This is a genomic window from Sorangium sp. So ce281 (genome assembly GCF_051527395.1).
Lineage (GTDB): Bacteria > Myxococcota_A > Polyangia > Polyangiales > Polyangiaceae > Sorangium > Sorangium cellulosum_B.
Genome location: NZ_CP150322.1, coordinates 6,137,215 through 6,164,175, shown reverse-complemented (window position 1 = coordinate 6,164,175; position 26,961 = coordinate 6,137,215). Strand labels below are relative to the sequence as shown.

Sequence of the window (26,961 nt, the reverse complement as noted above, 5' to 3'; positions counted from 1 at the left end):
GGCGTCAGCGAATCCACATCTGCTCCAGGGAGCGGGGGCGACATGAGCTCATGATGTGGGGGTGCAGCGTCGCGCTTGATCCGCGGCGGCCCACCCCGGGGAACCGCGGCCCGGGGTGACCTGACCGGGAGGGCCCTGTTGGAGATGGGCTCCCGGAGGTCGAGACGCCTCAGGGACGTCGCCGGGCGACGGCTATTGCGAGCAGCGCTGAGGATCCGATTGGCATTGGCACTGATCTCTACGCTCGGTTTCATTCCATTCGCAATAGCCGCACACTGCGTGCCTTTGGCTCTTGCAGTACTGGTCGCACGCCGCGCCCCCGAGGAAGCCGAAGTCGCAGACGTGAGGGAAATCAGACCAGGACACCGCCGTGGCGAGGTCCCCCTGCGGCGGGCGGCTGAGGGCGCCCTGGGCCGGGATAGCCTCTGACGAGGCTCCGTCCTGCGGCGTCTCTTGGTAAGATGAGCTGTCGACGACGCAACCGGTGAGCGATCGCGCGCCAAGTGCGGTGCATGTCCACAGCGCGGCATACTTGAAGATGATCTTGCTCGTCATTTTCGGCCCTGTCCTCCCGTGATGCTTCGCTGATTCCGTGTTTCCACACGAACGCCGTCATCGCCTGCACGAGGTGCTTGCGCGGGCGTTGGCCGTGTCCATGCGGCGCCGTGGCCGCGAGAGGCAAGCGGGAGCGCCCTGATCGACGGCGGCGCGTTCGTGGAGGGTGGCCGGCGTCTGGCCCGGACGAGGGGGACGGTGGTGTCTCCGGTGAACTCGTGTCGTCTGAGTCGTCGCGCTCGGCGGATGGCGCGGCGGTGGAGGCGCCCGTGGGATCCCGAGGGACTCAGGGATCAACGACGGTCAGGGAGATCGCGAGATGGAGAGCGTGAGAGCGCCGCCGTCCGAGCGGGGATCGACCCGCAGGCCGGCGCGATGAAGCAACTCGTCGACGAGCCTGGCGGCGAGGTCCTACCGGGCAGCGCGCTCTCCTGGAAGCTCACGGCCGTCGTCGGCCTCCTGCCCGCGGCGCGATCACCCGGGGCACGCCGCGGCGCAAGCCGCGCCGCCGCAGTCGACGCCGGCCTCGTCGCCGTTCTTCACGCCGTCGGTGCAGGTGGGCGCCTCGCAGGCGCCGCTCCAGCACACGCCGCTCAGGCAGTCTGCGCCGGTCTTGCAGCCCCCGCCCGGCGGGCAGCGCGGGCAATATTGCTTGCCGCAGTCGACGCCGGCCTCACGGCCGTTCTTCACGCCATCGCTGCACGTCGGGATCATGCAGCTTCCGTTCGTGCACACGCCGCTCTCACAGTCCGTGGCGGCCTCGCAGCGCTCGCTCGATGGGCAGGGACGGCATGAACCGCCGCAGTCCAATCCTGTCTCGCGGAGCCCCTCATCTCGCGCGCCGTTCACGCAGTGCTCCGGCACGCACCAGACACCATCACACGCGAGCCCGCCAGGGCACAGCGGCGTCGGGTCTGTGTCCACGCACTGCACGCACGCGCCCTCATGGCATCGGCCGGCGCCCGAGGCGGGACATGCGACACCATCCAACAGGAGATGTCGCGGCTCGTCGATGTCGCAGGCGTCGAGGGTGCACTGGTTGCCGTCGTCGTAGGGGTCGACGGCCGCCACGCTGACCGCGCGGCCGTCGGCCGTGCACTCCTCGACCTTGCAGTCGCCGCGGATCTGCGAGGCGATCGGGCCCCGCTCGATCTCCACGACGCACGCGCCGTCCACGCACCTTCCCACGCCGCACCGCGGGTCCGGCGGGCCCGCGCAGTCCGCGTCGCCCTCGCAGCCCCCCGGCGGAACCGGCACCCCCGAGCACTCCTCCGTGCCCTCGGCGCACTCGTCGCAGGTCCGGCACTCCTCGAAGCAGTTCGGCTTGTCGTCGCCGCGCGCGCAGCAGATGACCTTCCCCGGCTCGCCACACTCGCAGCGCTCATCGATGCAGATCGTGCCCGGCACATTCTGCTGGTCCGACTGGCAGTGGTCCGTGGTCGCGCACCTTCCGCCCACGTAGGGCCCATCGCCACACGCAAGGAAGGTCGCCGAGATGATGAGAAAAAGCAGCGCAGCAGCACAACGCGCGATGGGTCTACCCATGCGTCCAGTCCTCCGGCACGAGGCTGTGGCGCCGGCACCCAGGCGGCCCCAATCCGCCGGGGTGTCGTCTGCCAGGTCGTCTCGGGGCGCAGTATGCCGCGGTCAGGCGGCCGCCGTCACGCAAGTTTTCGCAAGATCGCGCAGCGTGCGGAGCGGCCTTCGATCAGAGCAAGGGCAAGGTCGAAGCGCACATCAAAACGTGCTCGTCAACGTAAGCCCCTTGGCCGACACCGTGATCTCTGCCGGCCCGCGCGGATAGAACGTGTAACCGAGCGTGGCGGCCAGGACGGCCCCTCCCGCGATGAGGCCGGCGAGGCCCACGCCCCGGTAGGCGATCGCGTCGTCGTAGGCCGACGCCGACTGCTGGCAAACCGGCCGGGTCAGCCGGAAGCAACGGTTCGGCCCTGCGGAGAGCGCGGCGGTGTCGCCCGCGTCGTCCTTCTTCTCCGCGCCGACGAGCATCACGCCGCCGATCGCCGCCAGGGTGGCGGAGAGCCCGAAGCCGCCGGCGACGAGCTCCGGCCGCGGCCCGGGCCGGGGAGGCGGGGGGGCGAGGGGGGAGGCGCGGGGGCCGGGGGGCGGCGCCGGCGCGCCTGCGGGCGCGGCCGGGAGGCCTGGGAGCGGCGCAGGGACGCCGGCGGGCCGGGCAGCGAACGTGAGCACGACTTCCCGCGCCTCGCCGCGCGGCACGTCGATCTCGGCCGTCGCGACGTTGCCGTCCAGCACGGCGCGCACCACGTGGTGGCCGGGGGCGACGGGGATGGGCTTGTCGCCCTCGATCTCGGCGGGCGCGCCGTCGATCGTGATCTTCGAGCCCGCGGGGGCGACGACGTGGAGCTCGCCGGCGAGCTGCCGCGCGCGGGCCAGGTCGCTGAGCCGCGACGCGACGAGCGCGCGCTCCGCGGGCGTCCTGGGCGCGCGCATGATCTCCTGGCAGAGCGACAGCCAGCGCACGGCGGCCGGCGCGTCGCCGAGCCGGAGCGACAGCGCCCCGATGTTGCACGCGGCGACCTGGGCGGGCTCCAGCCGCCAGACGGCCATCCACAGGTCGCGCGAATCGGCGAGCCGATCTTCGCGAGCGGCCGCGTTCGCCTGCGCCATGAGCCGGGCGACCGCCTCCGGCGGGGCCTCGGCGCGACCCTCCGCCGCGCCGGCCAGCAGGGCGATGCACAGCGGGAGCGCGGCGACGCGGCGTGTGTTCCTTAGCACGGGTGCGGATCTCCTTGGCCGAGCCTCGGTCTGAAGGGCCGCTCCGGAGCGAGGGCTCCGGGCGACGGCCCCACGTACCAGAAGGAGGCTGTCGGTGGAAGCCCTGGAGCGTGTGTCTCGTCCCTGTCGTTCGTCGTCGTACTCGGCGTGGACGTGGACCAGGAGCGTGCCGTAGGCCTCGTGCCATGCCTCCACGGCCTTGATCGTCGGGTCTGCGCTCTTCACCTCAGGGACGCCGAGCTTCTGGCCGTACAGCTCGGTCCAGCGCCGCAGGCGCCCTGCCTCGGCCGAGAGCCCGAGTCGCTCCACCGTCGCCTTCACGTAAATGCGGAGTTGGCCATCCAGCCGGGATATGAGGCGCCTCTACGAGCGACGCACAGAGGCCATTCGTGCGCTACGCGACACCATCATACTTCGAGAAGCCAGGAAGCTCTCCCCCCGGAGAGCGCGGTTGCGATGAGTATCCCCGAAATCCGCGGCGTATCGGCGCACGACCTGCGTGCCCGGTCTCGCCCGCGCTCACCCCACCGCCGGCCCGGCCTTCCGCTGGGCGCTGTCGCAGACCCACCGGACCACCCCAGGAATGACCCCCTGCGCGAACGCGCTCACGCGCGAGCCCACGTCGGGGTAGATCTCGAACCGCCCGCGCGCCATGCCGTCGGCCATGCTGCGCGCCACGGCGTCCGGCTCGAGCGTCTTCACGTTGCCCGCGATGGCCTTCGTCTCCGCCGGCTTGTACTGGTTCTCGAACGCCAGCTGCGGAGTTTCGGTGTCGGGCGGCATGCACACGCTCACCCGCACGCCGTGAGGCCACATCTCCGCGCGCAGCGCCTGCGAGAAGCCGATCAGCGCGAACTTGCTCGCCGCGTACGGCGTGTACCCGTAGATGCCGATCACGCCCGCGAGCGACGAGACGTTGAGCACATGGCCGGCGCCGCGCGCCGCCATCGCCGGGAGCACCGCCTTGCACAGGTGCACGGCGCCAAAGAAGTTCACGTCCATCATGCCCCGGAACTGCTCCATCGGCAGCTCGAGGAAGCGCCCCGGCATCACCACGCCCGCGTTGTTCACGAGGTGATCGATCGGCCGCTCGGCGAGCCGCGACTCCATCGCCCGCGCCACGTCGTCCGCCCGGCTGATGTCGAGCTCCAGGACGTCGACCCGCGCGGAGGGGTGCTCGCGCCGGATGCCCACGGCGGCCTCGTCGAGGAGGGCGCGGCGGCGCGCCACCAGCGTGACCGCGGCGCCGTACCCCGCGACGAGCCTCGCGAACGACAGCCCGATGCCGCTCGAGCCGCCGGTGATGAGAACGCTCTTGCCCTGGAAATAAGTTCGGGTGTCCATCGGCGGCCGAACCTACCCCAGGACCGCCCGAGGCGCGAGGCGCTCGTGCGGGCCCGCGGCGGCGCGCCTCATCGGTCACGCCGCCGCTTCTTCAGCGCGTCCTTCAGGGTGAGCTCTCCCCGATACGCCACTGGCCCGCTTCAAACCGCCCAGCGCGCTCGCCCACGCCCTCACCTTCCGGCTCACGGCGGTCTTCGCGCTGCTCAGATAGTTTCTCGCCTCACCGCTGTACAGGCCGGCGGCGAACACCGCTGCGAGGCTCGCCGCCGCGGCCACCGGCCGGAGCGCTCTCCGGCCGAGCTTGTTGAGCTTCCTCTTTTGCTTCTTCGAGAGCTTCGCCTTCATGATCCCATCAGCTCAGCAGGGGTCGTGCCATGGCGAACAGGGCCGAAGCGCGGTGACGAGCGCAATGCGCCCCCGTGACGCGCGCCCCCGCAGACAGGACGTTTTGCCTCGGTAGGGTGAAAATGCCCCTTCCGGCGCCGGCGCTCACGGGGCACGCCACCCGCGCTACGACGAGTGATGTTGGGAATCTCACAATCTGGGCGGGCTTGCGGCCGCCGGCGGGCAGCCTCGTCCGGCCGCTGCGGGCGGAGTCGCTGGCGATCGGGGCCGAGTTCGTTTACTCCGTTGTAAGCAGGCTCATGCGAGGTCTCAGGTAAGACGGGGAGCCGGGATGCGCGTGGGAGACGTCATCGACCGTCGCTTCCTGATCGAGCGCCTCGCCAGCTCGGGCGGGATGGGGGACGTCTACCGCGCCTGCGATCTGGTCACGAACGAGCCGGTGGCGCTGAAGGTCTTGCAGCGGCGAGGGCTCCAGGACGCGATCCGGTTCGCGCGCGAGGTCGAGGCGCTCGAGGCGCTCACCGCGCTGCGGCACCCGGGCATCGTGCGCTACATCGCACACGGCGCGACCGACGCGGGACAGCCCTACCTCGCGATGGAGTGGCTCGCCGGCGAGACGCTGACCGAGCGGCTCACCCGCAGCTCGCTCACGATCGCCGAGAGCATCGCGCTCGCGTCGCGCATCGCGTCGACGCTCGGCGTCGTCCACCGCGCCGGCATCGTCCACCGCGACCTCAAGCCGAGCAACCTGCTCCTCGTGGGCGGCGCGATCGAGGGGGTCACGCTCATCGACTTCGGTGTGGTGCGCCTCGGCGCCATGGACCGGCACCTCACCATGCCCGGCACGATGCTCGGCACCCCGGGCTACATGGCGCCGGAGCAGGCCCGCAGCGAGCCGAACATCGACCCCCGCGCCGACGTCTTCTCGCTCGGCTGCGTGCTCTTCAAGTGCCTCACCGGGCGCTCGGCGTTCCAGGGCGCCGACGGGCTCTCGGTGCTCATCAAGGTCATCCTCGAGGAGCCGCCGCGGCTCCGGGAGCTGCGCGGGGACATCCCCGAGGCGCTCGACGATCTCGTCGCGCGCATGCTCGCGAAGCCGCCGAAGGACCGGCCCCGCGACGGCGACGCGGTCGCGGCGGAGCTGCTCGCGCTCGACGACGCGGGCGTCGGCGCCGCGAGCAGCCGCCCGTCGAACACCCTGCGCGGGGGCGAGATCACCACGAACGAGCGCAAGATGATGTGCCTCGTGCTCGCGCGCGACGCGAGCGGCGACGCCGAGGCGACGCGCTCCCAGGAGGAGGACCTGGAGCGCAGCAAGGCGCTCATCGCCGTCGCCGAGCGCTACCAGGGCGAGCTCGAGATCCTGGAGTCCCGCTCGCCGCTCATCGTGCTCACCGCCGGCGGCGCCCCGACCGACCTCGCGGCGCAGTCCGCCCGCTGCGCGCTCGCGCTGAACGCGCTGCTCGGCAGCGTGCCGGTCGCGCTCGTCACGGGCCGCGCGGAGATGTCCGCGCGGCTGCCGGTCGGCGAGCTCATCGACCGCGCGGTCCACCTGCTGCCGCCCGCGCACGCGCCCGCCCGCGCGGACGCCGTCTGCACGGACGAGGTGACCGCGGGGCTGCTCGGCGCCCGGTTCGACGTGACCCGCGACGCGGGCGGCCTCCGCCTGCACGGCGAGCGCGAGGAGCTCGCCTCCACGCCGCCCCTGCTCGGCAAGCCGACGCCGTGCGTCGGGCGCGACCGCGAGCTCGCGCTGCTGGAGGCGGCGTTCTCGCACTGCGTCGAGGAGTCGACGCCCGGCGCCGTGCTCGTGACCGCGCCCGCGGGCGCAGGGAAGTCCCGCCTGCGCTCCGAGCTGATCCGGCGGCTCCGCGACCGCGGCGAGGACCTGGAGGTGTGGATCGGGCGCGGCGACCCGATGAGCGCCGGCTCGGCCTTCGCGCTGCTCGCCCCGGCGCTGCGGCGCGCGATCGGCCTCTTCGAGGGCGAGCCCATCGAGGCGCGGCAGCGCAAGCTCCGCGCGCGCGTCGCGCGGTACGGCCACGCCGAATCGGCGCGCACCGCGGCGTTCCTCGGGGAGCTCGTCGGCGTGCCGTTTCCCGACGGCGACAGCGTGCAGCTGATGGCGGCGCGGCGCAGCCCCGTGCTGATGAGCGACCAGATCCGCGTCGCCTGGGAGGAGCTCCTCAGGGCCGAGTGCTCGGCGAGGCCCGTGCTGCTCGTGCTCGAGGACCTGCACTGGGGCGATCTGCCGAGCGTGCTGCTCGTCGACTCGGCGCTCCGCAACCTCGGCGATCAGCGGCTGATGGTGCTCGCGCTCGGCCGGCCGGAGGTGCGGGAGCTCTTCCCGAAGCTCTGGGCGGGGCGCGGCGTCCACGAGGTGCAGCTGTCGGGGCTGCCGCGGCGCGCGAGCGAGCGGTTGGTGCGCCAGGTGCTCGGCGAGGGCGTCGCGCCGGAGCTCCTCGCGATGATCGTCGACCGCGCCGACGGCAACGCGTTCTACCTGGAAGAGCAGCTCCGCGCGGTGGCCGACGGCAAGGGCGCCGATCTGCCCGAGACCGTGGTGGCGATGGTGCAGGCGCGCATCGAGGCGCTCGACATCGAGGCGCGGCGCGCGCTGCGGGCGGCGAGCGTCTTCGGGCAGACGTTCTGGCAGGGCGGGGTGTCGGCGCTCGTGGGCGGGGCCCAGGTCGCGCCGAAGCTGGTCGAGCTGGAGCAGCGCGAGGTGATCTCCCGGCGCGGCGAGGGCAGCCTCCCCGGCGAGGTGGAGTACGGCTTCCAGCACGCGATCGTGCGGGAGGCGGCCTACGGGATGCTGACGGACGGCGACCGGCGGCTCGGGCACCGGCTCGCCGGCGAGTGGCTGTCGCGCGCGGGCGCGGGCGCGGCGGACGCGATGGCGCTCGGCGAGCACTTCGAGCGCGGCGGCGAGCTGTCGCGGGCCGCGGCCGCGTACTGCCGCGCGGCGGAGCAGGCGCTGCGGGCGCAGGACCTCGCCGCGGCGATCGCGCGCGCCGAGCGCGGCGTCGCGTGCGGCCCGAGCGCGCAGGCGCTCGGCGCGCTGCGCCTCGTGGAGGCCGAGGCGCACGTCTGGCGCGGGGAGCTCGCGCTCGCGGAGCAGCGCGGGACCGAGGCGGTGGACCGGCTGGCCGCCGGCTCCGCGGCGTGGTTCTCGGCGATCAAGCACGTCGCCATGGCGGCGGGCAAGCTGGGCGGCTTCGAGCGGGTGGAGCGCTGGATGAGCGCGGCGCAGGCCGCCGAGGCGGACGCGGAGGGCGCGCTCGTGGCGAAGCACATGTGCCTCGGCGAGGGGGCGCTGCTGCTCGTGTTCGGGGGGCGCTACGCGTTCGCGGACGCGCTGATCGAGGCGATCGAGGGCGACGGGACGGACCTCGCGGAGCGGGAGGTCGAGGTCGTGGCGCGGCTGCACGCGGCGCGGTCCGCCCGGGCGCTCGTGAGCGGCGATCCCAGCGCGTGCCTCGCGGGGCTGTCCGCGGCGCTCGCGGCGTACGAGCGCGCGGGCGACCGCGGCAACGCGTGCGCGTTCCGCATGAACGTCGGGTACATGCACGCGGAGCTCGGGGATTTCGCGGGCGCGGAGGAGGTGCTGCGCAGCGCGCTCTCGGGCGCGGAGCGGATGGGGCTGCACGATCTCGCGGTGGCGACGCTCAGCAACCTGGGGCACGTCCTCGGCTACCGGGGGAGGCTCGAGGAGGCGGAGCGGACCGAGCGCGAGGCGATCGCGCTGTCGCAGCGGCTCGGGGATCCGCGCACGGAGGGGAGCGCGCGGACGTACCTCGCGCGGATCGCGCTGCTCGCGCGGGACTTCGAGGGGGCGGAGCAGGAGGCGAGGGCGGCGGCGGAGATCCTGCAGAGCGCGCCGCCGCTGCGCGCGGCGGCGGTGGCGGCGAGGGCGAGGGCGCTGCTCGGGCTGGGGAGGTTCGACGAGGCGCTGTCGGCGGCGGGGGAGGCGTTCTCGATGCTGAACGCGCTCGGGGCGATCGAGGAGGGGGAGTCCGCGGTGAGGAACGTCTACGCGGAGGCGCTGGCGGCGAACGGGATGGAGGCGGACTGCGCGGCGGCGATCGCGGCGGCGAGGGAGCGGCTGATGGAGAGGGCGGGGAAGATCAGCGATCCGGTGTGGAGGGAGCGGTTCCTCACGATACCGGAGAACCAGCGGACGCTGGAGATGGCCGAGCGGTGGGCGGGATAGGAGGGCGAAGGAGCCCGCCCCCCCTCCACCATCGGTCACCAACGTGAACGTGAACGTCAACGACCACGTAAACGTTCGAATGTAAGAGAACGCGACGCGAAGGCTGGTTAGCGCCTACGGGACGGGGGATCAGCCCTCGCCGGGCTCGGCCGGCAGGCCGGCGTTCTTGCGGAGGGCGGCGATCAGGCGGTCCATCGCCTCGCGGTAGGCCTTCTGGGCCGCGGCGATGCGCTCCTCCATCGTCTCGTCGATCTGCTTCGCCTGGGTCGCGGACGAGTCGAGCATCGCCTTGCTGCGCCCGAGCTCCTCGATGCGCTCCTCCGACGCCTTCTTCTCCTCGTCGGTGCGGTTGCCAGAGGACTGGAATGCTCGCTCCGCCTGGACCGCCTCGTCGATCGACTTCTTGATGGTCTCGATCTCCTCGAGCATCCGGCGGAGCCGGAGCTTGTGCTCGACCATGTCGATGTGGACGACGTAGCTCACGAAGCTCACGGCGTCGGCCTGCTTCTCGAGCGTCGCGGCGTTCTCCTTGCCGAGCGAGGCACGGTAGCGCTCGATGCGGCGGTGCGCCTCGCTGCGCTCGCGGACGTACTTCTCGAGCTGGCGCTCGACGCCCTCCGCGAGCGCGTGCGCCGTGGCCCCGGTGACGTCGACGTCGCACCCCTTCTGCTTGACGACGTACTGCGCGGCGCCGCTCACCTTGCGGGTGAGGTCCTCCTTGTTGTCGTTGAAGAACGCCATCGCGCCGTCGACGGCGCGCACGCGCTCCACGTAGTCGTAGCCCCGGCCCGCCGCGTCCGCCTGCTCGATGACGTCGAGGACCTGCTTCCAGTCCGGCTTCTTGAGCTGGTCAGGATAGCCCGCGAACTGCGCTGTGGCGCGCTTCGCGAGGTCGTCGCGCTCGCCGAACGACGTGGCCGTCGCCTGCAGCTCGGCCGGGTAGCGCTCCGCATAGCCGCTCTGCGAGGCCGAGGACGCGATCTCGGGCTCCGGCTTGGGGGCGCTGCAGCCGAGCGCGAAGAGCTGGCCGGCCAGGAAGAGCGCGCCGGCGACAAGGTACGGTCGGTTCATGGGCGCTGGCCTATAGCCCATCTCCGCCCTGGCCGCGCGCGCTCCGCGCCGACGCCACCTCGGTCAAGGGGGACGTGACCCACATCCGCGCAGCCCGGCGCAACCAGGGCGACGCACGCGCGACACCACGGCACAAGGAGCCATGTGGCGCGTCGTGTGCGCGTCGTTTGAAACGCGCAGAACTGTGGAATTGCTTCCCTTTTGTATGCGCCCTTGGCATCGTCACGGACCCGCTCTGCGCGTTCGGTTTGCGCTCCAGACGGTCGAAGACGGTTGTTCCTTGCTCGGCGTTTCGCTGGCGCCGGCGCCTGTCCTGGAGGCGCCGGCCATCTTCGAGGGATGTGACGCATGGGAGCTCTGAAAGACAAGGTCGTCATCGTCACGGGCGCGAGCTCGGGCATCGGCAGGGCGACGGCCGTCGCCCTGGCCGCCGAGGGCGCCAGGGTCGTCGCGAGCGCGCGGCGCGAGGCGCAGGGGCGCGAGCTCGTCGCGGCCGTCAAGGATCGCGGCGGGGAGATCACCTGGGTCACCGCCGACATGCGGGTCGAGGGCGACGTCGAGGCGCTCGTGAAGGCCGCGATGTCCACCTACGGGCGCCTCGACTGCAGCTTCAACAACGCCGGAGCCGGCTCGCTGGTGCCGCTCGCCGACATGTCCAACGCCGACTACGACCTGGTCATGAACACGAACCTCCGCGGCGTCTTCTGGTGCATGAAGTACCAGATCAAGGCCATGCTCGCGAGCGGCGGGGGCTCGATCGTCAACTGCGCCTCGGTGGCCGCGTCGCGCTTCTTCCCCGGGCTCGCGATCTACGCTGCCTCCAAGGCCGGCCTCGTCGCGCTCACGCGCACCGCCGCGGTCGAGTACGCGCAGAAGGGGATCCGCATCAACGCGGTGAGCCCCGGCGTCGTCGAGTCGGAGATGGCGACGGCCGGCTGGCGCCTCGACGATCCCCAGGGCCGCGCCTTCGCCGCGTCGCTCCACGCCATGAACCGCGTCGGCGGGCCCGACGAGGTAACCGCGCTCGTCGCCTTCCTCTTCAGCGACAAGGCCTCGTTCATCACCGGCCAGGACGTCGCCGTCGATGGGGGCCTCCTCTCGGCGGCGTGGCCCGCCAACTACGCTGGCGGGGGCTGATCCGCGCGCCGCGGCGGAGCCCGGCCGGAGGCCACGCGCCTCACCCCGCCGCGCTCGGATCCTCCGAATCCCGGGTTCCCGAGCCTCCTGCGCCCCATACTGCGGCCATGGGTCAGCCTGAAGCGGAGCCGGCCCCCGCGGCGGGTCGTGGTGCGCGCCCGGCGGCCTCCGCCCCGCCGCTGTTGCGCGCGCTCCGCCACCGGAACTACCAGCTCTTCTTCGCCGGCCAGCTCGTCTCGCTGGTCGGCACCTGGATGCAGTCGGTCGCCCAGTCGTGGCTCGTCTACCGGCTGACGGGCTCGTCGCTGCTGCTCGGCAGCGTCGGGTTCGCGACGCAGATCCCCGTCTTCCTGCTCGCCCCGATCGGCGGCGCCGTGGCCGATCGGCGGAGCCGCCACCGCATCCTGCTCGTCACGCAGTCCGCCGCGATGGCGCTCGCCTTCGGGCTCGGCGCGCTCACCCTGAGCGGGCACGTCCAGGTCCCGCACATCCTCGGGTTCAGCGTGCTCCTCGGCGTGGTGAACGCGTTCGACATCCCGACGCGGCAGGCGTTCGTCGTCGAGATGGTGGGCAGGGAGGACCTCGCCAACGCCATCGCGCTCAACTCCTCGATGTTCAACGGGGCGCGGATCCTCGGCCCGGCGGTGGCGGGCATCCTCGTCGGCGCGATCGGCGAGGGGTGGTGCTTCGTCGCGAACGGGGTGAGCTTCCTTGCCGTGCTCGGGAGCCTCCTGGCGATGCGCGTCGCGCCCCGTCCGGCCGCCGCCGGGCGCGGCTCCGCGTTCGCCCACACGGTCGAGGGCTTCCAGTTCGTCGCGCGCACCAGGGCCATCCGCGCGCTCCTCCTCCTGCTCGGGGTCGTGAGCGTCACTGCGATGCCGTACGCGGTGCTGATGCCGATCTTCGCCGATCGGATCCTGCGCGGGGGGGCGCAGGGGCTCGGCATCCTGATGGGCGCGTCGGGCGTCGGGGCGCTGCTCGGCGCGCTCGTCCTCGCCAGCCGGAGGCGGCTCGGGGGCCTCGGCCGCTGGGTCGCCGCGGCCTGCGCGGGGTTCGGGGTGGCGCTCGGGCTGTTCGCGCTGTCGCGGTCGTTCTGGCTCTCGGCGCTCCTGCTCGTGCCCGTCGGCTTCTCGATGATGGTGCAGATGGCGGGGTCGAACACGCTCGTGCAGGCGATGGTGCCGGACGCGCTCCGCGGGCGCGTCATGGCGGTCTACGCGATGATGTTCATGGGGATGGCCCCGCTCGGCGCGCTGCTCGCCGGCTGGCTCGCGGGCGAGATCGGCGCGCCCGCGACCGTCGCCTCGGGCGGGGCGTGCTGCGTCGCCGCGGCGGCGGTGTTCGCCGCGCGGCTCCCCGGGATGCGGCAGCAGGCGCGGGAGCTGATCATCGCCCAGCAGATGGCCGCCGGGACGCCCTCGGAGCAGCTCACCCAGCCGGTCGCGGTGGGGGCCGCCTCGGAGGAGCAGCGCGCGGCGCGGCCGGCGTGAGCGGGCGGGGCCGGCGCGGTCCGGCACCTCGCATGCACCCCGCGGGTCGAGGCGGGCGTGTGTGCGGTCGGCGCACTGCGCGCCGGGCGAGGGAGGGGATCATGGGGCAAGAGGCCAAGCAGCGGTCCGGGGCGCAGGGGCAAGAGAACGGGCGGTTCGACGAGGTCGATCAATCGAAGGGGATCTTCCGGCTCGACGGGCCGCACCCCAAGGACGCCGAGCTCCGCGCGCCGGGCTCGCTCGGCGGCGGGCCGTACGAGGAGTCGGGCCGCGGCGGCCCCGCGGGCTCGCTCGAGCTGCGGGAGACCGACCCCGAGGCCACGGCCGCGGGCGCGGCGGCCCCGCCCGAGGAGGAGCCGGCGCCGGAGAGCGGCGCGACCGAGCAGGCGCAGCCGAAAGGCGCGTTGCCCCAGCACGAGGAGCCGGACGCGAAGGAGCGCAAGGCCGCCGGGCAGAGGTAGCGGGGCGCGGCGGCGCTCGCGCCGGCGCCTCGCGCGCTCACCGCGGGGCCACGGCGCTCGCGACCCCGAGGGCAACGTACCTGCCGGCAGTGCCGAGCACGCCCATCTTGTCGCGGAAGCCCTTCATGAGCCGGTCGGGCAGGATCAGATCGTCGAGCAAGAAGCCGCCGAGCGCCGACAGCGTGCCCGTGAGCGCGCTGCTGCGCTGCCCTGCGGCGTTGAGCGCCGCCTCGTAGCCGATGCCCCACACGATCATGCCCGTGGCGAGCGCCGCGACTCCGGTGGGCGTGGCGACCGGATCGAACCGGTCCTTCGCGCGCCGACCCCCGAGGCCGACCGCCGCCGCCATGGCGTTCATGGCGGCCCAGGGCGATCCGCGCTTGAGGGTGGACGCTGCCATCATCGTGCACATCGTCGCTGCCGTCAGCACGGCGCCCGTCCGCAGCCCGCGCGTGACGATCTCGCTCATCCGGATCGCCTGCTGAGGGCGCTGCGCCGCTGCGCGAGGCGTCGCCCAGGGAGACCCGGGCGTCGCCTCGGGCGGCAGCGCCGTCGCCTCGGGCGGCAGCGCCGTCGCCTCGGGCGGCGAGGCGATCGGCGCGGCGGTCACCGAGGCGGCTTCGGGCGGCGGGGACGCCGCCTGGGCAGGTGAAGTCACCCCCTCGGTGGGCGGGACCAGCGCCTCGGGCTGATCCGGCGCCGCGCCTTCCCGGCGGCCGACATGGAGGTAGTCCTCGCGGCCGTCATGGTACGTGTAGGGGACCGGCCTGGGACCCTGGTGCTCCGGCTCCGCCGTTCCTGCGGCGCGTTCCGGGTTCATTCGATTGTCCATCTGGCACCTTTCAGCGATTTCTGCGGATACGTGGGTTCCTCTCCCCGACATGTGCCAACTCCGTGCCAGGTCCGAGCTGGCCAGTCCATGGAGTCGGGGCGCCCTTGGTTCATGGCCGGCGAGCGCGCCGCGGTCCGGCGGCGGCGAACCGGTCGCTCCGCCGGCCCGACCGATCCGTCCTCCGCCGCCCGACGGCTGTGGTTTGCCGCTCGCATGGGGGCGCGCTCAGGAGGATTTCATGAGCACAGCCCGCCCGCTGGAGATCACCACCGCCTCGAGGACATCACGCGCCGTGAAGACGGCGGGTGTGATCTTCGGCCTGGGCGCAGGTGGCCTGATCGACGGCATCCTGTTTCATCAGCTCCTGCAGTGGCATCATCTGATCTGCTTCAGCTGCCATCCTGGCGCGACCATCGACGATGTGAGGCGGAACATCTTCGCCGACGGTCTGTTCGGCGCTGTCGCATTGAGCCTCACCGTGGCAGGGGTCATCAAGCTCTGGAGCGCCCTGCGCGCGGGCGGAGCTGAGCTCCCCGGACGGATGTTCCCGGGCGCCGCCGCCATGGGCTGGGGGCTGTTCAACCTGGTCGAGGGGGTGATCGATCATCACCTCTTGCAGATCCACCACGTCCGTCCAGGTCCGGGTCAGCTGGGCTGGGACCTGGCCTTCCTCGCGTCCGGCGTCCTGCTGATGCTGGTCGGCCGGCGCCTGACGCGCGAGGCGCCCGCGTCAGTGGCCGCGCTTGCTCGGGCCTGACTCGCCCCCGCGCCAGGCCAGCTGGACCAGGCGGTGCAGCAGCGACAGCGAGGGCGCCAGAGGGCCCGCCTCGGGCGACGGAAACGCGCTCGTCAGCTGGGCCGCGGCGTACGGCGTCCTCCTGGCGATGAGCAGCTCGCAGCGGCCGTCGAACACCGCTGGGGCCCGGGGCGAGGCGGGGGGATCCAGCGAGAGCCCTTCCGGGAGCTCTGCGACGGCCCGCCTCAGGTCGTCGAGCTCGTCGAGCGCGAGGCGCCGCTCGTGCGGCGCTCCTGCGCCGCCGCCGCCCGCGCGCAGCAGCGCGTGCCCGCTGGCCTGCGAGCGGAACGGGCCGCCCGAGGAGGGGGACAGCGAGAGCTCGACCTTGACCCAGCGGCGCCCTCCGCCGGCCGGCGCGATGCCCTCGAGGACGAGCAGCCAGTCGGGGGCCGCGGGCCGGCGCGCCAGCGCGCGCCTCGCCCAGCGGCGCTGCGCTGCTGCCCCGACCCACGGCGAGAGCCCCGCGTGCCACGCGCGGAACGCGAGCTCATCGCGGTACGCCGCGCCCGGGAGCCACCCCCTGGCCACGCCGATCGACTCCCAGACCGCGAGCCCGGCCGCGAGCGCCGGACCCACGCTGATGCACTGGACCAGCCCCGGAATGCAGGCGCCGGCCGCCGCGAGCACGGCGCCACCGGCCGCCGCCGAGGCGGCCAGCTGGACCGCGCCGAGCCCGAGCTCCCACGGCTTGCAGCCCCGGCACCGCTGCCGCAGCTCGGCGGTGCTCAGCTCGCTCGGATCGCGCAGGTCGCAGGCCGCTCTGGTCATAGTCTTCGTTGCCATCCCGGGCATGGCCCGGAGCCGAACTCTGCCAGCATACCGCGATCCAGCGGCGGCGACCCGATCCAGGTTGCTCGATCTCGTACCGCGTCGCGGAAGGGCGAACTGGGGGTGGCGAAGCGGGGCGATCCGTCGGGTCGAGCTCGCGGTGCCCAAGAGGAGCGAACCGTCGCATTGGCTTGGTCCTGGATCTGACGCGACCCGGGTGCCGCCGACCCTGGCAGGCGCAGCGGGCCGACGACGCGCCGCGCGCCGGTCACGACCTGGCGAGGTCCGAGAAGCCCCGCGACCGGGCGAAGGTCGCCCCAACGTCACCGTCGCGGAGAGGCGTAACGTGCTCTTGATGGTATTACCGCCCCCTCTCGTTGATGCGGCAGCGCATCGCATCGAGCATGCTGCTTGATGGTGAGGGGGTCTGCCCAACGAGGCTGGCCATCATGGAGAGTGCTCGCTCCGCGTGCGCAACCTGGGAGGACGACTCTGGAGCGCCGCGGCGCACGACGCATTACCTCCAGCCCATCAAGATTCTCATCGCAGCCCTCTCTGAGCCCGGTGGCGTCGGCTCGGAGGAGCCCTTTCCGCACTGGCGCACCCCTTCCGTCCACCGCTCGAAAATTACCACCCCTCGTCGCTCCTACGCCCGCCCCACGACGGGGTAGGCCGACCGCAGGAGCGGAGCAGCGGCGCGGTGCCGGCCACAAAATAGGCGACGAGGAGACCTGATCTTGGCGGACAGCCTCCTCGTCGTGCTCCGGTTCTTGTGCCCAGGAATCGAAGCGGTCGCAGTGTTATCCAGAGCGCCATCGACATCAAGCGCTGGCAGCAGCAGCCGCCCACGGTCGTCGAAGCGCGGCCTGCGCGCTGCCCCGTCTGCGGCGCTGCGAGCTGTCCGCTGGGCGGCGCCATCCGGCTCCAAGGCCACGCGGCGACGTCTGCCACGTGACCGGCTGCACCGTCGGCGGCAAAGCCATGCCGCTCCGCATCCACGGGCTGCTCGATGATGCCTCTCGTTACGTCGTGGCGCTCGAGGCGCACACGACCGAGGAGGAGGTCGATACGCTCGCCATGACCGTCGACGCCCTGCGTCGCCACGGCAAGCCCGACGCGCTCTATCTCGACAACGGATCCACCTACCGCGGCGACGTCCTCAAAGCCGCGTGCGCGCGGCTCGGCATCACGCTCCTGCACGCAAAGCCGTACGACCCAGAGGCGCGTGGCAAGATGGAGCGTTTCTGGCGCACGCTGCGCGAAGGGTGCCTTACCTATCTCGGCGCCCTGACGTCGCTCGTGGACATCAACACGACGCTCCGCGCCTTCCTCGACAGGCGTTACCACCCGGCGCCGCACGCAGGCCTGCTCGGCCAGACCCCGGCGAAGGTCTACGCGGCCCGCCCCGCCGCCGAGGGCAGCGTCGACGAAAGGGCGCTGCGCGTCGCGCTCACCGAGCGCACCCGGCGCCGCGTCTCGGGCGACAACATCGTCTCTGTCGACGGCGTCGCCTTGCAGCTCGATCAAGGCTACCTCGCCGGCCAGATCGTCTCCGTTGCCCGATGCTTCGTCGCACCCGACGAGCCGTCGTGGGTCGAGCACGAGGGCAAGCGCTTGGTGCTGCATCCGGTCGACCCGCAGCGCAACGCGCGCCGAAAGCGGCTGCCGTGCGGCGGGCCTGCGGTGAACAAGCCGACTCGCCCCGTGGACTTCAACCCCGCGCGAACGCTCGGCCGCTCGATGGGTACTGGCGCCGACACGAGCGAGCGCGGAGGTGAGACGTGAGCGAGTCCTACGTCCGCTTCTTCACCCTCTCCGCCGCCCCCTTCTCCAAGGAGATCCAGGACGGCGACCTGTGGCTGCCGCCCTCGAAGGAGCAGCTCGTCGAGGAGGTGTGCGAGGCCGTGCACGGGCACGCCCAAGTGCTGCTGGTCGGCGAGCCCGGTGCCGGCAAGACGTGTGTGCTGCGGGCCGTGCGTCGGCGCAAGCGGCCCAGGCGGCGAACGCCTACGTGCTCGTCGGCGGTCGGTTTCTGTTCCTCGCGAACTTCTCGGACAGCACGCGCCAGAGCCCGGACTCTGTCGGGTGGTCTGCGATGAGCTCCTCGGCGTCCTGGATGCCCGCCTGTATCGCAGCGCTGATGAACTGGGGCTCGAACAGTATGTAGCTCAGCACATCGGGACGGCTGTATGGGCTCATAGATGTTAGCCAATACACAAGTCTGAGATCGATGTGCTTGAACTTTCGAGTGCCACGAAGGATATCTTCGATGGCTCTCGCTGCCACGGAACCGACGTCGTCTTGCCCTGACGGACCACCGAAGATGATCGGGATTGCACCCGCTGCCCGACTTTCCTCGCCCTGCTCGAGCAACACGCGAACCTCCTCGACCATGCGATCGGAGGTTATCATGCGCAGGATCTGCAGAATGTGATCTTGCAACGTCGGTATCCGGCGAATATTCATGGCTGCGGACGCGCCATACCACCGGGAGTCTGTCGAGATCACGACGAGGCCCTTGGCGCCGAACGCTCGGGCGGGCGCCAGCGGCGCGTTCAGGCGCAGCCCGCCGTCGACGAAGAAGGGGCCGCTATCCTGCGCACCGATCCGAGTCGGACGGAACAGCACCGGGATCGATGCCGATGCCAGCACGTGCTCCGCCGACAGCCGGGTCGAGACGTAGTCGATGGCTCGCGCCTCGTCGGAGCCTATCGTCATATCTTGATGTGATTGGTAAAATACCTTGGTTCGGCCCGAGTTGCTCTCGGTCGTGGCGATCGCGAGCGTATCGACTATTTTGCTATTGATGTTGCTGTGGATGGAGTTCCAGTCGATCAGGGTGCTACTTTTGAGGCTGGCTAGCAGGGGCCGCGTGTCGAGCAGGCTCATGGGGGTGAGGTCAACTATGCCGAACAAGCCGGCGATGTATTGTGCGCCCGCGCGCAGCAAGGAGAGCGAGACGGGACCCAGGACCATCTCCTTGTGGATACGTTGCCAGCGTTCCACGAGCTCGCGGCTGGCGTCGTCCGCGGTCATGTGAGCCAGCGACGCGAGCAGGGCTGCATTGATGGCGCCAGCGCTGGTGCCAACGAGGATCGTCGGCCGACTTCGCCGGAGCCTGGGCAGCAGACTGGAAGCGAAGCCGGCCTCGTATGCGCCGCGAGCTCCCGCGCCGGTCAACACGATGGCGACCGGACCTTCAGGTACTGCGCCTACGCGCGCAGCTCGGACATCGTCGTCGTGATCTGACATGACGTTCTCCCTCCCCCTTTTGCGTCAACTGCAACCGCTCTAAATCGAGCGGCAACCAGAGGCCACGCGCGCCTTCGCGCCGTGATGCGCAATAGCGAAGCTGTACCACAACGAAGGCAGATGCGGGAGCAAAAGGGCGATTCCGTCGCGCCCGCATCTCTCGTCCGTGGCGGGCAGATTGTCTGGCGAGAGGCACGCGGGTGAGCCCGTAGGGATTTACAGTGAGCTGCGGAGGGAACGCGGTCCATCCGATGCATGGAGAAGTTGGTGAGCCTGGTCCTCGAGGGCGTGCCAGGCACCTGGTGTCTCCCCGTGTCCCATGTTGATGATTATAACATCCGATGTTCGTGGCTTGTTATTGGCAATGGTATCCGGGTAGCCATGTTCCCGAAGGCTGTAAATGATGTCTGTTGTTGCACGGCATCTGCTGATTGTGTTAGGGTCAATCCGGGCCGCGGTCGATATGTCGCTTCGAGATCCTTCATGAGTATCGCGGGTGGTGTATTTATCTATGCATCTCGGGTGGAGGTGCTGCGTGATTGGGTTCGTGGCAGGATTGTTCGATTTTCTTTGCTCAGTAACTTGTCCAGCCCTCTGCTGGTGCCGCCTCCCCTCGCATCAGAAATCAATGGACAATCTGAGATGGTCATGATCGGGCACACATTCCGTGCCTGACCATTTGTCCCGACCCCCCTCTGCTGGCGCTTCCGCCGCACGAACGCACGAGGTAGAGACGTCTGCTTGCGAAGGCAATTCGCCGGGAGACGAACGATGTGGAAGCTCTTTAGAACGCCATGGTTCAAGCTCGTGTGTGCGGCCGTCCTTGGGATCGGGTGTGATCATGGATATCTCGGAGACGATGTCCAAGCCGAGATTGCCAGTAGTGATTTTCGGCGCGGTACTGTCGATAATGTCGACATTGTCGACGGGGATCGCGGCGTCGGTAGCGGCAATAAGATGACGTTTCGAAAGGTCGCGCTGTCGCTGTCGGATGAGAAGTCCATGGCGGGCATTTACGACCTTGCTGTTGGCGGAAACGTGGTGTGGGCTTCTGCGTATACGTTCAACAAGACAACTAGAGATAAAGGCCCCATGGTCGTGTGGGAGAAGGTCGGCAGTAAAGACTTTGCCCGCGCTACCTTGCCGCCGACGCACGCCGTTCATTTCCCCGACGTCTGCGCTGTCTCGGCTGAGGAAGCCTATGTCTTGGCGCTCGACGGTCCGGACCGTAAAGCACGGCTCTTCGCGCGCAAGCCCGGTGATAAGCCGCTTTTCGAGGAGCAGCCCGCCGTAGAGCCGTCTGAAGGGAGGTACTTCAGCGTGATGCGCCTCGCTTGCTTCCCAGGAGGGAACCTCTGGGTATACGGCAGTATGCAGAAGGGAGACGACATCGGGAACAAAATCCATGCCCTCTTCCACAGGCCGTCGACGCACGAGGCGTGGCAGGCGGTGCCGTTGCCTCACGATCTACCGCCGCCGTCGTGGTCGAGCGGCGTTTCTCTCCTCCTGCTCCGCGCGGATGGGAGCGGATATGCGGGGTTCAGCCTTGGCGGAGAGGCCCGCATCTATGAGCGCACTCAGGACGGGATCTGGGAGAAGGTCTTCGCGATCGGGGATGAGGCCCTTCAGATCACGAGCGCGGTGGGTGATCCTTCGGGCAGAGCGGTCGCAATCGCGCAGCCGAAGGGGAATAAAGGGATTATCCTCAGCCTCGAGGATGCAGTATGGTCGACGAAGATCGTCCCGGAAGCTTCGGAGTTTCGGGCGACTGCCCAGACGCCCGAAGGGGAGCTGCTGATCGGTGGCGTCCGGTACAGCCGCAGGGGCGGTGTGGTCGACGCGGCAGAGGCTGTACTCGTGAATAGTGATCTCCAGCGGCTCCCCGTGCCCGTTCGAGGTCGAGTCCATGCAATGGGATTCCTCTCGGAAACTGGATACGTCGCCATCAATTTTACTGAGAGGGTGGAAGATGCTGGTCTGTATGAAGTAAAATTCTAGAGAGTCAAGCAAGGCATGTCGGCGGCACATGCGCGGATTTCGAGCTCGCAACGCCAGGTCACTTGTCATGCGCATCCTGGGCGAACTATGTTCCTGTCGAATAGCTGCCAAGGACCGTGGGGACACAGTGTTGACGGCGCGGTGTAGCGAAGCAGTCGTCGCTGTAAATGCTGGGAACACGAAGGTTTCATCCTCCTCGGGCTCTGCAGTTTGAAGGGGGTATGATGTTACGCGTAACCGCTGATGTTTTCTCCGGACGTCCGAATCCATCTTGGATCATCAAGGGCGAGTCCACAGGGCGAGAGCTGCTGAAGACAGCGGACAACGTACTCGGCGGCCGCAGCGCAGTCGCAGGCGCAGCACCACCGAGACTCGGCTTCCGTGCACTCATCCTCGAACCCCTGACAAGCGACTCGTCCCAGGGTCTCCATGTTCTCGCGGCGAGGCGCGGGAGGCTCGTGCTCCCAGTGGAGCTGGCCGAAGAAGCCGGGGGACGCGATCTGCTGACGCGACTGCTCCAGACCATGCCAACCACACACCATGATGCGTGGATGAGCCAACGGTTGGGCCCTGACGTGGCTTCGGCCGAGCGGATTCAGAAGTACATGCTCGACTACGTCGCCGGTCGCGCTCGCACGACAGCGCAGACGAAGCCGCGAACCGCTGCTCCGCAGCAGCTGCGAGCCGCTGTGTGTCAGCATGAGACGGCGCCTTACAATCCGGCCGTGTGGAACAACAGTCCTGATGTGGTCGAGCAAAACAACTGCTATAACTATGCTTGCAACATGATCACTAATACGTTCGCTCAGCCAGGTCGTGGCTGCGGCCAATCACAGGACCAGTACGCCTGTAGAGAGTTCGGCGTGGCGGCGCTCTGCGACGGTCTGCGCGGGCAGAGCGACTGCGTGCCTGACTCCGAGGCGCCGCGTTATCTCGTCGCGCTGGTGGTCTGGCCGGATGAGGACTTTCATTGGTATCGGCTGAATGAGGGGGGGACGTGGAGCCACAAGCGAGGTCATGATCCAGTAACGAACGTAGACAACGAAGGTGCCTTTATCAATGATCCAGCCGCATGCGCGCGCGATCCATACGTCCAAATGTGTGGGTACTTCTATACAGGAAAGAGCATTCGTGTCGCGTGACTTTCCGAGAGTGAGGAACAGCCGAGCGGAGATCGCGTGGCGCAAGCAACTCGCCCTCCACGGCAGCGGGGCTCTCGCGGGGCGCACGCCCGGCCGCAAGCCGAAGCGCGACGCAAAAGACGGGCGCATCGCCGAGCTCGAGAAGCGCTCGGCGCGGCTCGAGGAGAAGCTCGCGCTCGCTGCGAAGCTCATCGATCTCCAAAGAAATATCAGCCATTCTGGGGATCAACCTCACGACTGACGAAGCGTGAGAGCGCGGAGCTTGCCGAGCACCTCTTCGCAGAGACGGTCACCCGCCACGGGCTCGATCCCGGCTCGCTCACCGTGGACGCCGACCGCGGCTCCGCGATGAGGGCGGAGGGGCTCGCTCAGCTCCTTGGCTCGGTCGGCGTCGTTCGTAGCTTCAGCCTGCCTCACGTCAGCGATGACAACACCTTCTCCGAGTCGCAGTTCAAGATGCTCAAGTGCCACCCCGACTATCCGGACCGCTTTGCTCGCTGACTCATGCATGCTCGTGGTGCCAGGAGTTCTTCAGCTGGTGTAATGACCTGCATCAGCATTCTGGCCTTGCGCTCTTCACACCTGCTGATGTATTCTTCGGCCGAGTCGAATAGGATTCTCGTCTGGCCTGTCTCAAACCTGTTGGCAACTTCCGTCCCCGATCCGCGTGGCGGCGACGCCCAGTGAGAAGCAGAGGTCGTCGTCGCGCGGGACGAGGCGCAAGAAGACGCGCTCCAGCGCTTCGCTCCGCACGGGGCGCAGCTTGGCCGGCGTGCGGGCCAGCAGGTCGATGATATCTGGCGCGCGCGTCGCGAAGAGGTGCGGGGTCCACGCGCTCCGCCGTAGAGCGAGGAGCGTGTGCTCGCTGGAGTCTGCGTTCGGCCTCGAGTGGATATGCGCCCATGGAGGTTATGCCGGCGAGGGCGCCGTGGTCACGGTGCCCGTCGAACCGCCGTCGATCCGGCGGCGCGCGCGTTCAGTCCGCGTCGCCGCCGGGCGAGCGTTCAGTCCGCGTCGCCGCCGGGCGAGCGTTCAGTCCGCGTCGCCGCCGGGCGAGCGTTCAGTCCGCGTCGCCGCCGGGCGACGCGATGGCGCCGACCTTCGCCCTGGTCGCGCGCAGATAATCGCCGGGAGCGACGAGGATCTGCGTGCCGCGTACGCCGGCCGAGATGGAGACGACCTCGAAGAGCTCGATCGTCTCGTCCGCATAGACGGGATAGGCCTTCTTCGCGCCGAGCGCCGTGACCCCGCCGCGCACGTAACCGGTGAGCGGCTGGACCTCCTTCAGCGGCACCGTGTCGACCTTCCGGTCGCCGGTGAGCCTGGCCATCGCCTTCAGATCGAGCTGGGCGTTGCCGGGTACCACCGCGAAGCAGACGCCGTGGCGATCGCCGCGCGCCACCAGCGTCTTCCACACCTGCTCCGGGGGCAGGCCGATCTTCCTGGCCACGGTGCCCGCGGTCAGGTCGCTCGGGTCGACATCGTAGGTGCGCAGCTCGTAGGGGATGCCGAGGCTGTCGAGGATGCGCGCGGCGTTGGTCTTCATGGGGATGGGCCGGGCCATGCTATACGCGCCGGCTGCGCCGATGACGACCGAGAAGAAGCTCCCTAAGGCCGGCCGAACCGCTTCGTCCGCCTCGCGGGCCTTGCGAGGGCGCGCGGCGCCGGCTCAGCGCGGGCGCCGGTCGTGGAAGAGGAGCATCTCGATGGTGCCGGCCTCGCGGAGCCAGGGCTGGTCGTGCGGGCCCGGCAGGACGCGGAGGGTGTGGGGGATGGACCGCTTCGCGAGCTGCGAGGCGAGTGCGGTGTTCGCGTCGCGGAACGGGTCTCCCTCGCTGGTGAGCAGGTGGAGACCGCGCGGCCCGACCGCGGCGACGGCCCTGGCGAGCCGGTCGGCGTAGGACGCGGCGCGGTGGGCACTGATGGCGGACTGCACGCCGCCGAGGGCGCCGAAGAGCTCGGGCCTGCGGAGGAACACCTCGACGCCGACGTAGCCGCCGAGGGAGCAGCCGTCGAGCGAGGTGCGGGCCGCGTCGTCGAACGCGGCCGCCTCGGCGCGGGCCCGGGGGAGGACCACCTCGGCGAGCCAGCGCGCGTAGCCGTCGAGCGCCGCGGAGGGGTTCGGGGCCTTGTGGACGTTGGGCGTGAAGGGGCACGCGATGGCCAGGCCGCGGAACGGCCGCGCCGCGAGCGCGGCGTTGACCTCGGCGAGCCGCGCGTCGGTCCAGTCCATGCGGCGCGAGGTGCGCTCGAGCGGCGGGCGGCGCAGCCGCTCGTAGGCCGATCCGAGGCCGTACCGCGAGAGCCACGCGAAGGCGCCGAGGCGCTCGTCGCCGGTCTCGCCGAGGCCGTGGAGGAGCACGAGCAGCGGCACGCGCTCGCCCGGGGCGAGGTGCTTCGGGACGAGCAGCGTGAAGCGCCGGCCGAGCGCGCGCTCGCCGGGGACCTGGAGGTCGCGGACGTCGAAGGCGGGCGGGGAAGCGGCGGGGGGCGGCGAGGGCGGCGAGGGCGGCGCGGCGCCGGCGCGGTCGGCGAGGGCGGCGCGCGGGGCAAGCGCAGCGGCGCAGAGGGCCAGGAAGGGGCGCCGGTGGAGGACCATGCGCGGATTGTCGCAGATCGGCGGCCGTCAGCCAGCCCGCGCTCGCGCTCCGAGGCCCGCGGCGCGCGGCGTCTACGAGCGGCGTCCGGGAGCGGCGCTGCGCGGGCGGTGGCCTTTCGGGATCTGACGTCAGGTCATCGAGCCCCAGAGTTCCTGGGACGACGCTCTTCCAACGCACGTCCAAAACACCGAAGCACCGGAGTTGCCCCCTTCGCTGCTCGTGGCTTGACTCGGCTTTGTGCGGTCGTAGGCTCCCTGCGACGGCGTCGTGCCGCTGCGCGCTGTTCTGGGTGGATCGCGGCGGCGCGCGGATGGATCCGTGTCGTGCTCGACAGAGCCGAACAGGGAAAACGAGCTATCGGCATATTCTGACATGCGGTGTTGGCGACCGCGGGCGTCGCCGCCGGGGCTTGTCGAAGGGGGGACGGTCATGTGGATCCAGATGGGGGCGATCGCGCTCGCGGCGGTAGCGGCGGTCGGCTGCGCGCACGCGAAGGGCGGCCGGGGCGCGGGCGATGTCGTATACCTCGACCAGGGATGGGGCGAAGCGGAGCGCCGGATCTTCTACCGTGCCTCCCAGGGCGCCAGGCTAGTCCCGCTCGGGTGGTTCCTTGCGCTCGAGCGGGAAGGCAGCGCCGAGCGGTTCGCCGCGAGCGACTATGTGGCGCGCTATCGCTTCATCGAAGATCGGGACGCGAAGAACAACCCGGAGCGCCTCCCGGTGGGGTTCGCCAGGGACGTCGATCCCGCGACGGGCGAGGTGTACGTCGGGTTCACGTGCGGGACCTGCCACACTCGCCAGATCTCCTATCGCGGCGCGAGGATCCGGATCGACGGCGGCCCTGCGGCGATCGACGTGGTCGCCTTCACCGATGCGCTCTTCGGCGCGCTCGACCGCACGCTGAAGACGCCGGAGAAGCTGGATCGCTTCGCCAGGGCGGTCCTCAAGGACCGTTACGGTGAGGACTCCACGCGCGCCTTGCGAGCGCAGATGGAGAAGATGCTGGAGGTTGTCCGGCTGCAAGCGTTCACCGGGGGCGCGGCGGGGCCCCACGCCGCCGTTGCAGGGTTTGGCAGGCTGGACGCGCTCGGGCGCGCCGGCAACCTGCTGTTCGGTCTTCTCGATCCGGAGAACCTCCGCGCGGCCAATGCGCCCGTCGACTATCCCCACCTCTGGGATGCGCCGAGCTACGACTGGGTTCAATGGAACGGATCCATCACGCAGCCGATGGGGCGCAACATCGGGGAGGCCCTGGGGGTGGGCACGCACACGCGGCTCGACCCCGCGCCACAAGGGGCGGGGATGCAACTCCAGTCGAGCATCCGGGTGGACAACCTGCACCTGATCGAGCAGCAGGTCGAGAAGCTCCGCGCGCCGCGCTGGCCGGAGCACCTGCTCGGCAGCATCGACCGCGAGCGGGCGGCGCGCGGCGAGCGCCTTTACCGCGCGCACTGCGCGAGCTGCCACGACCCGGGGCTGACTCCCCCGGATGAGCACGGCAAGCGCCTCCGGCGAGCGATGATGTCCCCGCTCGAGCTGATCGGCACCGATCCGACCCACGCCGTGAATTTCAACGAGCGCACGGCGGATCTTGGGACGCTCGGGTTCGGGAAGATGGGGATGGCGCAGGCGCTGGAGCTCGGAACGTCGGCGATCCGCGAATTGAAGTACAAGGAGTACGCCCTGTCGTCGGAGCAACGGCTCGCGTGGGACGGGTATCGTCTGAACCGGTGGCGCGCGCCGCGGGCGTACAAGGCGCGCGAGCTCAACGGGATCTGGGCGACGGCGCCGTACCTGCACAATGGGTCCGTCCCGAGCCTGTACGAGCTCCTCCTGCCGGCGGAGCGACGCTCGCGGAGGTTCTATCTCGGCAGCACGGAGTTCGACCCGAAGCACGTCGGCCTCCAGGTGAAGCCCTTTCAGGGAGGGTTCGAGCTCGTGACGGAGATCCCCGGCAACTCGAACGCCGGGCACGAATACCGCGACGGGCCGCGCGGAAACGGCGTCATCGGGCCCGCGCTGACCGAGCAGGAGCGCTGGGATCTGGTCGAGTACCTGAAGACGCTCTGACAGGCGCGCGCCTGGCGAGGCGCGCCGAGCGATGGCGGCGCGGGGGGAGAGCCGCCTCTGGGCCTGCCGGAGGGGACTCTATGGTCGCCGCGGAGGAGGTCCAGAGCCGCCAGAGGCTGACAGGAAATGTCCG

The 26,961-nt window shown here is 70.3% G+C and carries 20 protein-coding genes and 1 pseudogene; 11 read left to right on the top strand and 10 right to left on the bottom strand.

Annotation, left to right across the window (positions count from 1 at the left end; all coding sequences use genetic code 11):
• Positions 1–1,029: 1,029 nt before the first annotated feature.
• The 4 genes from WMF27_RS23325 to WMF27_RS23310 form a co-directional block, all read right to left on the bottom strand.
• A complete protein-coding gene (locus tag WMF27_RS23325) occupies positions 1,030–2,100 on the bottom strand; it encodes a hypothetical protein (RefSeq protein WP_437766685.1) in 1,071 nt (356 codons plus the stop codon).
• A 192-nt stretch (positions 2,101–2,292) separates the two neighbouring features.
• Complete coding sequence (locus WMF27_RS23320) at positions 2,293–3,630, bottom strand: hypothetical protein (protein WP_437942994.1); 1,338 nt, start codon at positions 3,628–3,630, stop codon at positions 2,293–2,295.
• Positions 3,631–3,828: 198 nt separating this feature from the next.
• A complete protein-coding gene (locus WMF27_RS23315) occupies positions 3,829–4,653 on the bottom strand; it encodes an SDR family oxidoreductase (protein ID WP_437766687.1) in 825 nt (274 codons plus the stop codon).
• A 75-nt stretch (positions 4,654–4,728) separates the two neighbouring features.
• A complete protein-coding gene (locus WMF27_RS23310) occupies positions 4,729–4,998 on the bottom strand; it encodes a hypothetical protein (protein ID WP_437766688.1) in 270 nt (89 codons plus the stop codon).
• Positions 4,999–5,329: 331 nt separating this feature from the next.
• Between WMF27_RS23310 and WMF27_RS23305 the strand changes: the two genes are divergently transcribed.
• A complete protein-coding gene (locus tag WMF27_RS23305; RefSeq protein WP_437766689.1) occupies positions 5,330–9,211 on the top strand; it encodes a protein kinase domain-containing protein in 3,882 nt (1,293 codons plus the stop codon).
• Positions 9,212–9,340: 129 nt separating this feature from the next.
• Here the strand turns inward: WMF27_RS23305 and WMF27_RS23300 are convergent, their stop codons facing one another.
• The gene (locus tag WMF27_RS23300; RefSeq protein WP_437766690.1) at positions 9,341–10,282 is read right to left on the bottom strand and encodes a hypothetical protein; all 942 of its coding nucleotides are present in this window, start codon (positions 10,280–10,282) and stop codon (positions 9,341–9,343) included.
• Between the two features lie 348 nt (positions 10,283–10,630).
• Between WMF27_RS23300 and WMF27_RS23295 the strand changes: the two genes are divergently transcribed.
• From WMF27_RS23295 to WMF27_RS23285, 3 genes are all read left to right on the top strand, one after another.
• Positions 10,631–11,419 (top strand): SDR family NAD(P)-dependent oxidoreductase, encoded by a 789-nt coding sequence (locus WMF27_RS23295; protein WP_437766691.1) that lies wholly within the window; start codon positions 10,631–10,633, stop codon positions 11,417–11,419.
• 107 nt (positions 11,420–11,526) lie between these two features.
• The gene (locus WMF27_RS23290) at positions 11,527–12,909 is read left to right on the top strand and encodes an MFS transporter (RefSeq protein WP_437766692.1); all 1,383 of its coding nucleotides are present in this window, start codon (positions 11,527–11,529) and stop codon (positions 12,907–12,909) included.
• Between the two features lie 101 nt (positions 12,910–13,010).
• Positions 13,011–13,370: a hypothetical protein gene (locus WMF27_RS23285; RefSeq protein WP_437766693.1), complete on the top strand. Its 360-nt coding sequence runs from the start codon at positions 13,011–13,013 to the stop codon at positions 13,368–13,370.
• A gap of 37 nt (positions 13,371–13,407) precedes the next feature.
• Here the strand turns inward: WMF27_RS23285 and WMF27_RS23280 are convergent, their stop codons facing one another.
• Complete coding sequence (locus tag WMF27_RS23280) at positions 13,408–14,202, bottom strand: hypothetical protein (protein ID WP_437942993.1); 795 nt, start codon at positions 14,200–14,202, stop codon at positions 13,408–13,410.
• Between the two features lie 292 nt (positions 14,203–14,494).
• Here WMF27_RS23280 and WMF27_RS23275 point away from each other — a divergent pair, with 292 nt between their 5' ends.
• Positions 14,495–14,959, top strand: coding sequence for a DUF2243 domain-containing protein (locus WMF27_RS23275; protein ID WP_437766695.1), 465 nt, complete (start codon positions 14,495–14,497; stop codon positions 14,957–14,959).
• Here the strand turns inward: WMF27_RS23275 and WMF27_RS23270 are convergent.
• On the bottom strand, positions 14,933–15,766 hold the full coding sequence (locus WMF27_RS23270; protein WP_437766696.1) for a hypothetical protein: 834 nt from the start codon (positions 15,764–15,766) through the stop codon (positions 14,933–14,935). The genes WMF27_RS23275 and WMF27_RS23270 overlap by 27 nt on opposite strands.
• Before the next feature lie 933 nt (positions 15,767–16,699).
• Here WMF27_RS23270 and WMF27_RS23265 point away from each other — a divergent pair.
• Positions 16,700–17,551: pseudogene (locus WMF27_RS23265) on the top strand (DDE-type integrase/transposase/recombinase); the annotation flags it as partial.
• Positions 17,552–17,773: 222 nt separating this feature from the next.
• On the opposite strand, the gene WMF27_RS23260 reads toward WMF27_RS23265, so the two are convergent.
• Positions 17,774–19,018, bottom strand: a complete 1,245-nt coding sequence (locus WMF27_RS23260; protein ID WP_437766697.1) for a patatin-like phospholipase family protein — start codon at positions 19,016–19,018, stop codon at positions 17,774–17,776.
• Positions 19,019–19,789: 771 nt separating this feature from the next.
• On the opposite strand from WMF27_RS23260, the gene WMF27_RS23255 reads away from it, so the two are divergent.
• From WMF27_RS23255 to WMF27_RS23240, 4 genes are all read left to right on the top strand, one after another.
• The gene (locus WMF27_RS23255) at positions 19,790–21,016 is read left to right on the top strand and encodes a hypothetical protein (protein ID WP_437766698.1); all 1,227 of its coding nucleotides are present in this window, start codon (positions 19,790–19,792) and stop codon (positions 21,014–21,016) included.
• A 467-nt stretch (positions 21,017–21,483) separates the two neighbouring features.
• Positions 21,484–22,158, top strand: coding sequence for a hypothetical protein (locus WMF27_RS23250; protein ID WP_437766699.1), 675 nt, complete (start codon positions 21,484–21,486; stop codon positions 22,156–22,158).
• Between the two features lie 10 nt (positions 22,159–22,168).
• A complete protein-coding gene (locus WMF27_RS23245) occupies positions 22,169–22,399 on the top strand; it encodes a hypothetical protein (protein WP_437766700.1) in 231 nt (76 codons plus the stop codon).
• A gap of 83 nt (positions 22,400–22,482) precedes the next feature.
• A complete protein-coding gene (locus WMF27_RS23240; RefSeq protein ID WP_437766701.1) occupies positions 22,483–22,659 on the top strand; it encodes a hypothetical protein in 177 nt (58 codons plus the stop codon).
• A gap of 559 nt (positions 22,660–23,218) precedes the next feature.
• On the opposite strand, the gene ybaK is transcribed toward WMF27_RS23240, so the two are convergent.
• Positions 23,219–23,704 (bottom strand): Cys-tRNA(Pro) deacylase, encoded by a 486-nt coding sequence (gene ybaK / locus WMF27_RS23235; protein WP_437766702.1) that lies wholly within the window; start codon positions 23,702–23,704, stop codon positions 23,219–23,221.
• A 123-nt stretch (positions 23,705–23,827) separates the two neighbouring features.
• Positions 23,828–24,757 carry a hypothetical protein gene (locus tag WMF27_RS23230; protein ID WP_437766703.1) on the bottom strand — a complete coding sequence of 310 codons (930 nt, stop codon included), beginning with the start codon at positions 24,755–24,757 and terminating at the stop codon, positions 23,828–23,830.
• Positions 24,758–25,187: 430 nt separating this feature from the next.
• Here WMF27_RS23230 and WMF27_RS23225 point away from each other — a divergent pair, with 430 nt between their 5' ends.
• Positions 25,188–26,828 (top strand): di-heme-cytochrome C peroxidase, encoded by a 1,641-nt coding sequence (locus tag WMF27_RS23225; protein WP_437766704.1) that lies wholly within the window; start codon positions 25,188–25,190, stop codon positions 26,826–26,828.
• The last annotated feature ends 133 nt before the right edge of the window (positions 26,829–26,961 follow it).

Bases quoted from the DNA above. Each gene is read 5' to 3' on its own strand.
- WMF27_RS23295 (WP_437766691.1), top strand. From the start codon at position 10,631: ATGGGAGCTCTGAAAGACAAGGTCGTCATCGTCACGGGCGCGAGCTCG.
- WMF27_RS23225 (WP_437766704.1), top strand. From the start codon at position 25,188: ATGTGGATCCAGATGGGGGCGATCGCGCTCGCGGCGGTAGCGGCGGTC.
- WMF27_RS23285 (WP_437766693.1), top strand. From the start codon at position 13,011: ATGGGGCAAGAGGCCAAGCAGCGGTCCGGGGCGCAGGGGCAAGAGAAC.
- WMF27_RS23280 (WP_437942993.1), bottom strand. From the start codon at position 14,202: ATGGACAATCGAATGAACCCGGAACGCGCCGCAGGAACGGCGGAGCCG.
- WMF27_RS23270 (WP_437766696.1), bottom strand. From the start codon at position 15,766: ATGACCAGAGCGGCCTGCGACCTGCGCGATCCGAGCGAGCTGAGCACC.
- WMF27_RS23310 (WP_437766688.1), bottom strand. From the start codon at position 4,998: ATGAAGGCGAAGCTCTCGAAGAAGCAAAAGAGGAAGCTCAACAAGCTC.
- WMF27_RS23290 (WP_437766692.1), top strand. From the start codon at position 11,527: ATGGGTCAGCCTGAAGCGGAGCCGGCCCCCGCGGCGGGTCGTGGTGCG.
- WMF27_RS23230 (WP_437766703.1), bottom strand. From the start codon at position 24,757: ATGGTCCTCCACCGGCGCCCCTTCCTGGCCCTCTGCGCCGCTGCGCTT.
- WMF27_RS23260 (WP_437766697.1), bottom strand. From the start codon at position 19,018: ATGTCAGATCACGACGACGATGTCCGAGCTGCGCGCGTAGGCGCAGTA.
- WMF27_RS23300 (WP_437766690.1), bottom strand. From the start codon at position 10,282: ATGAACCGACCGTACCTTGTCGCCGGCGCGCTCTTCCTGGCCGGCCAG.
- WMF27_RS23325 (WP_437766685.1), bottom strand. From the start codon at position 2,100: ATGGGTAGACCCATCGCGCGTTGTGCTGCTGCGCTGCTTTTTCTCATC.
- ybaK (WP_437766702.1), bottom strand. From the start codon at position 23,704: ATGAAGACCAACGCCGCGCGCATCCTCGACAGCCTCGGCATCCCCTAC.
- WMF27_RS23255 (WP_437766698.1), top strand. From the start codon at position 19,790: ATGTGGAAGCTCTTTAGAACGCCATGGTTCAAGCTCGTGTGTGCGGCC.
- WMF27_RS23315 (WP_437766687.1), bottom strand. From the start codon at position 4,653: ATGGACACCCGAACTTATTTCCAGGGCAAGAGCGTTCTCATCACCGGC.
- WMF27_RS23305 (WP_437766689.1), top strand. From the start codon at position 5,330: ATGCGCGTGGGAGACGTCATCGACCGTCGCTTCCTGATCGAGCGCCTC.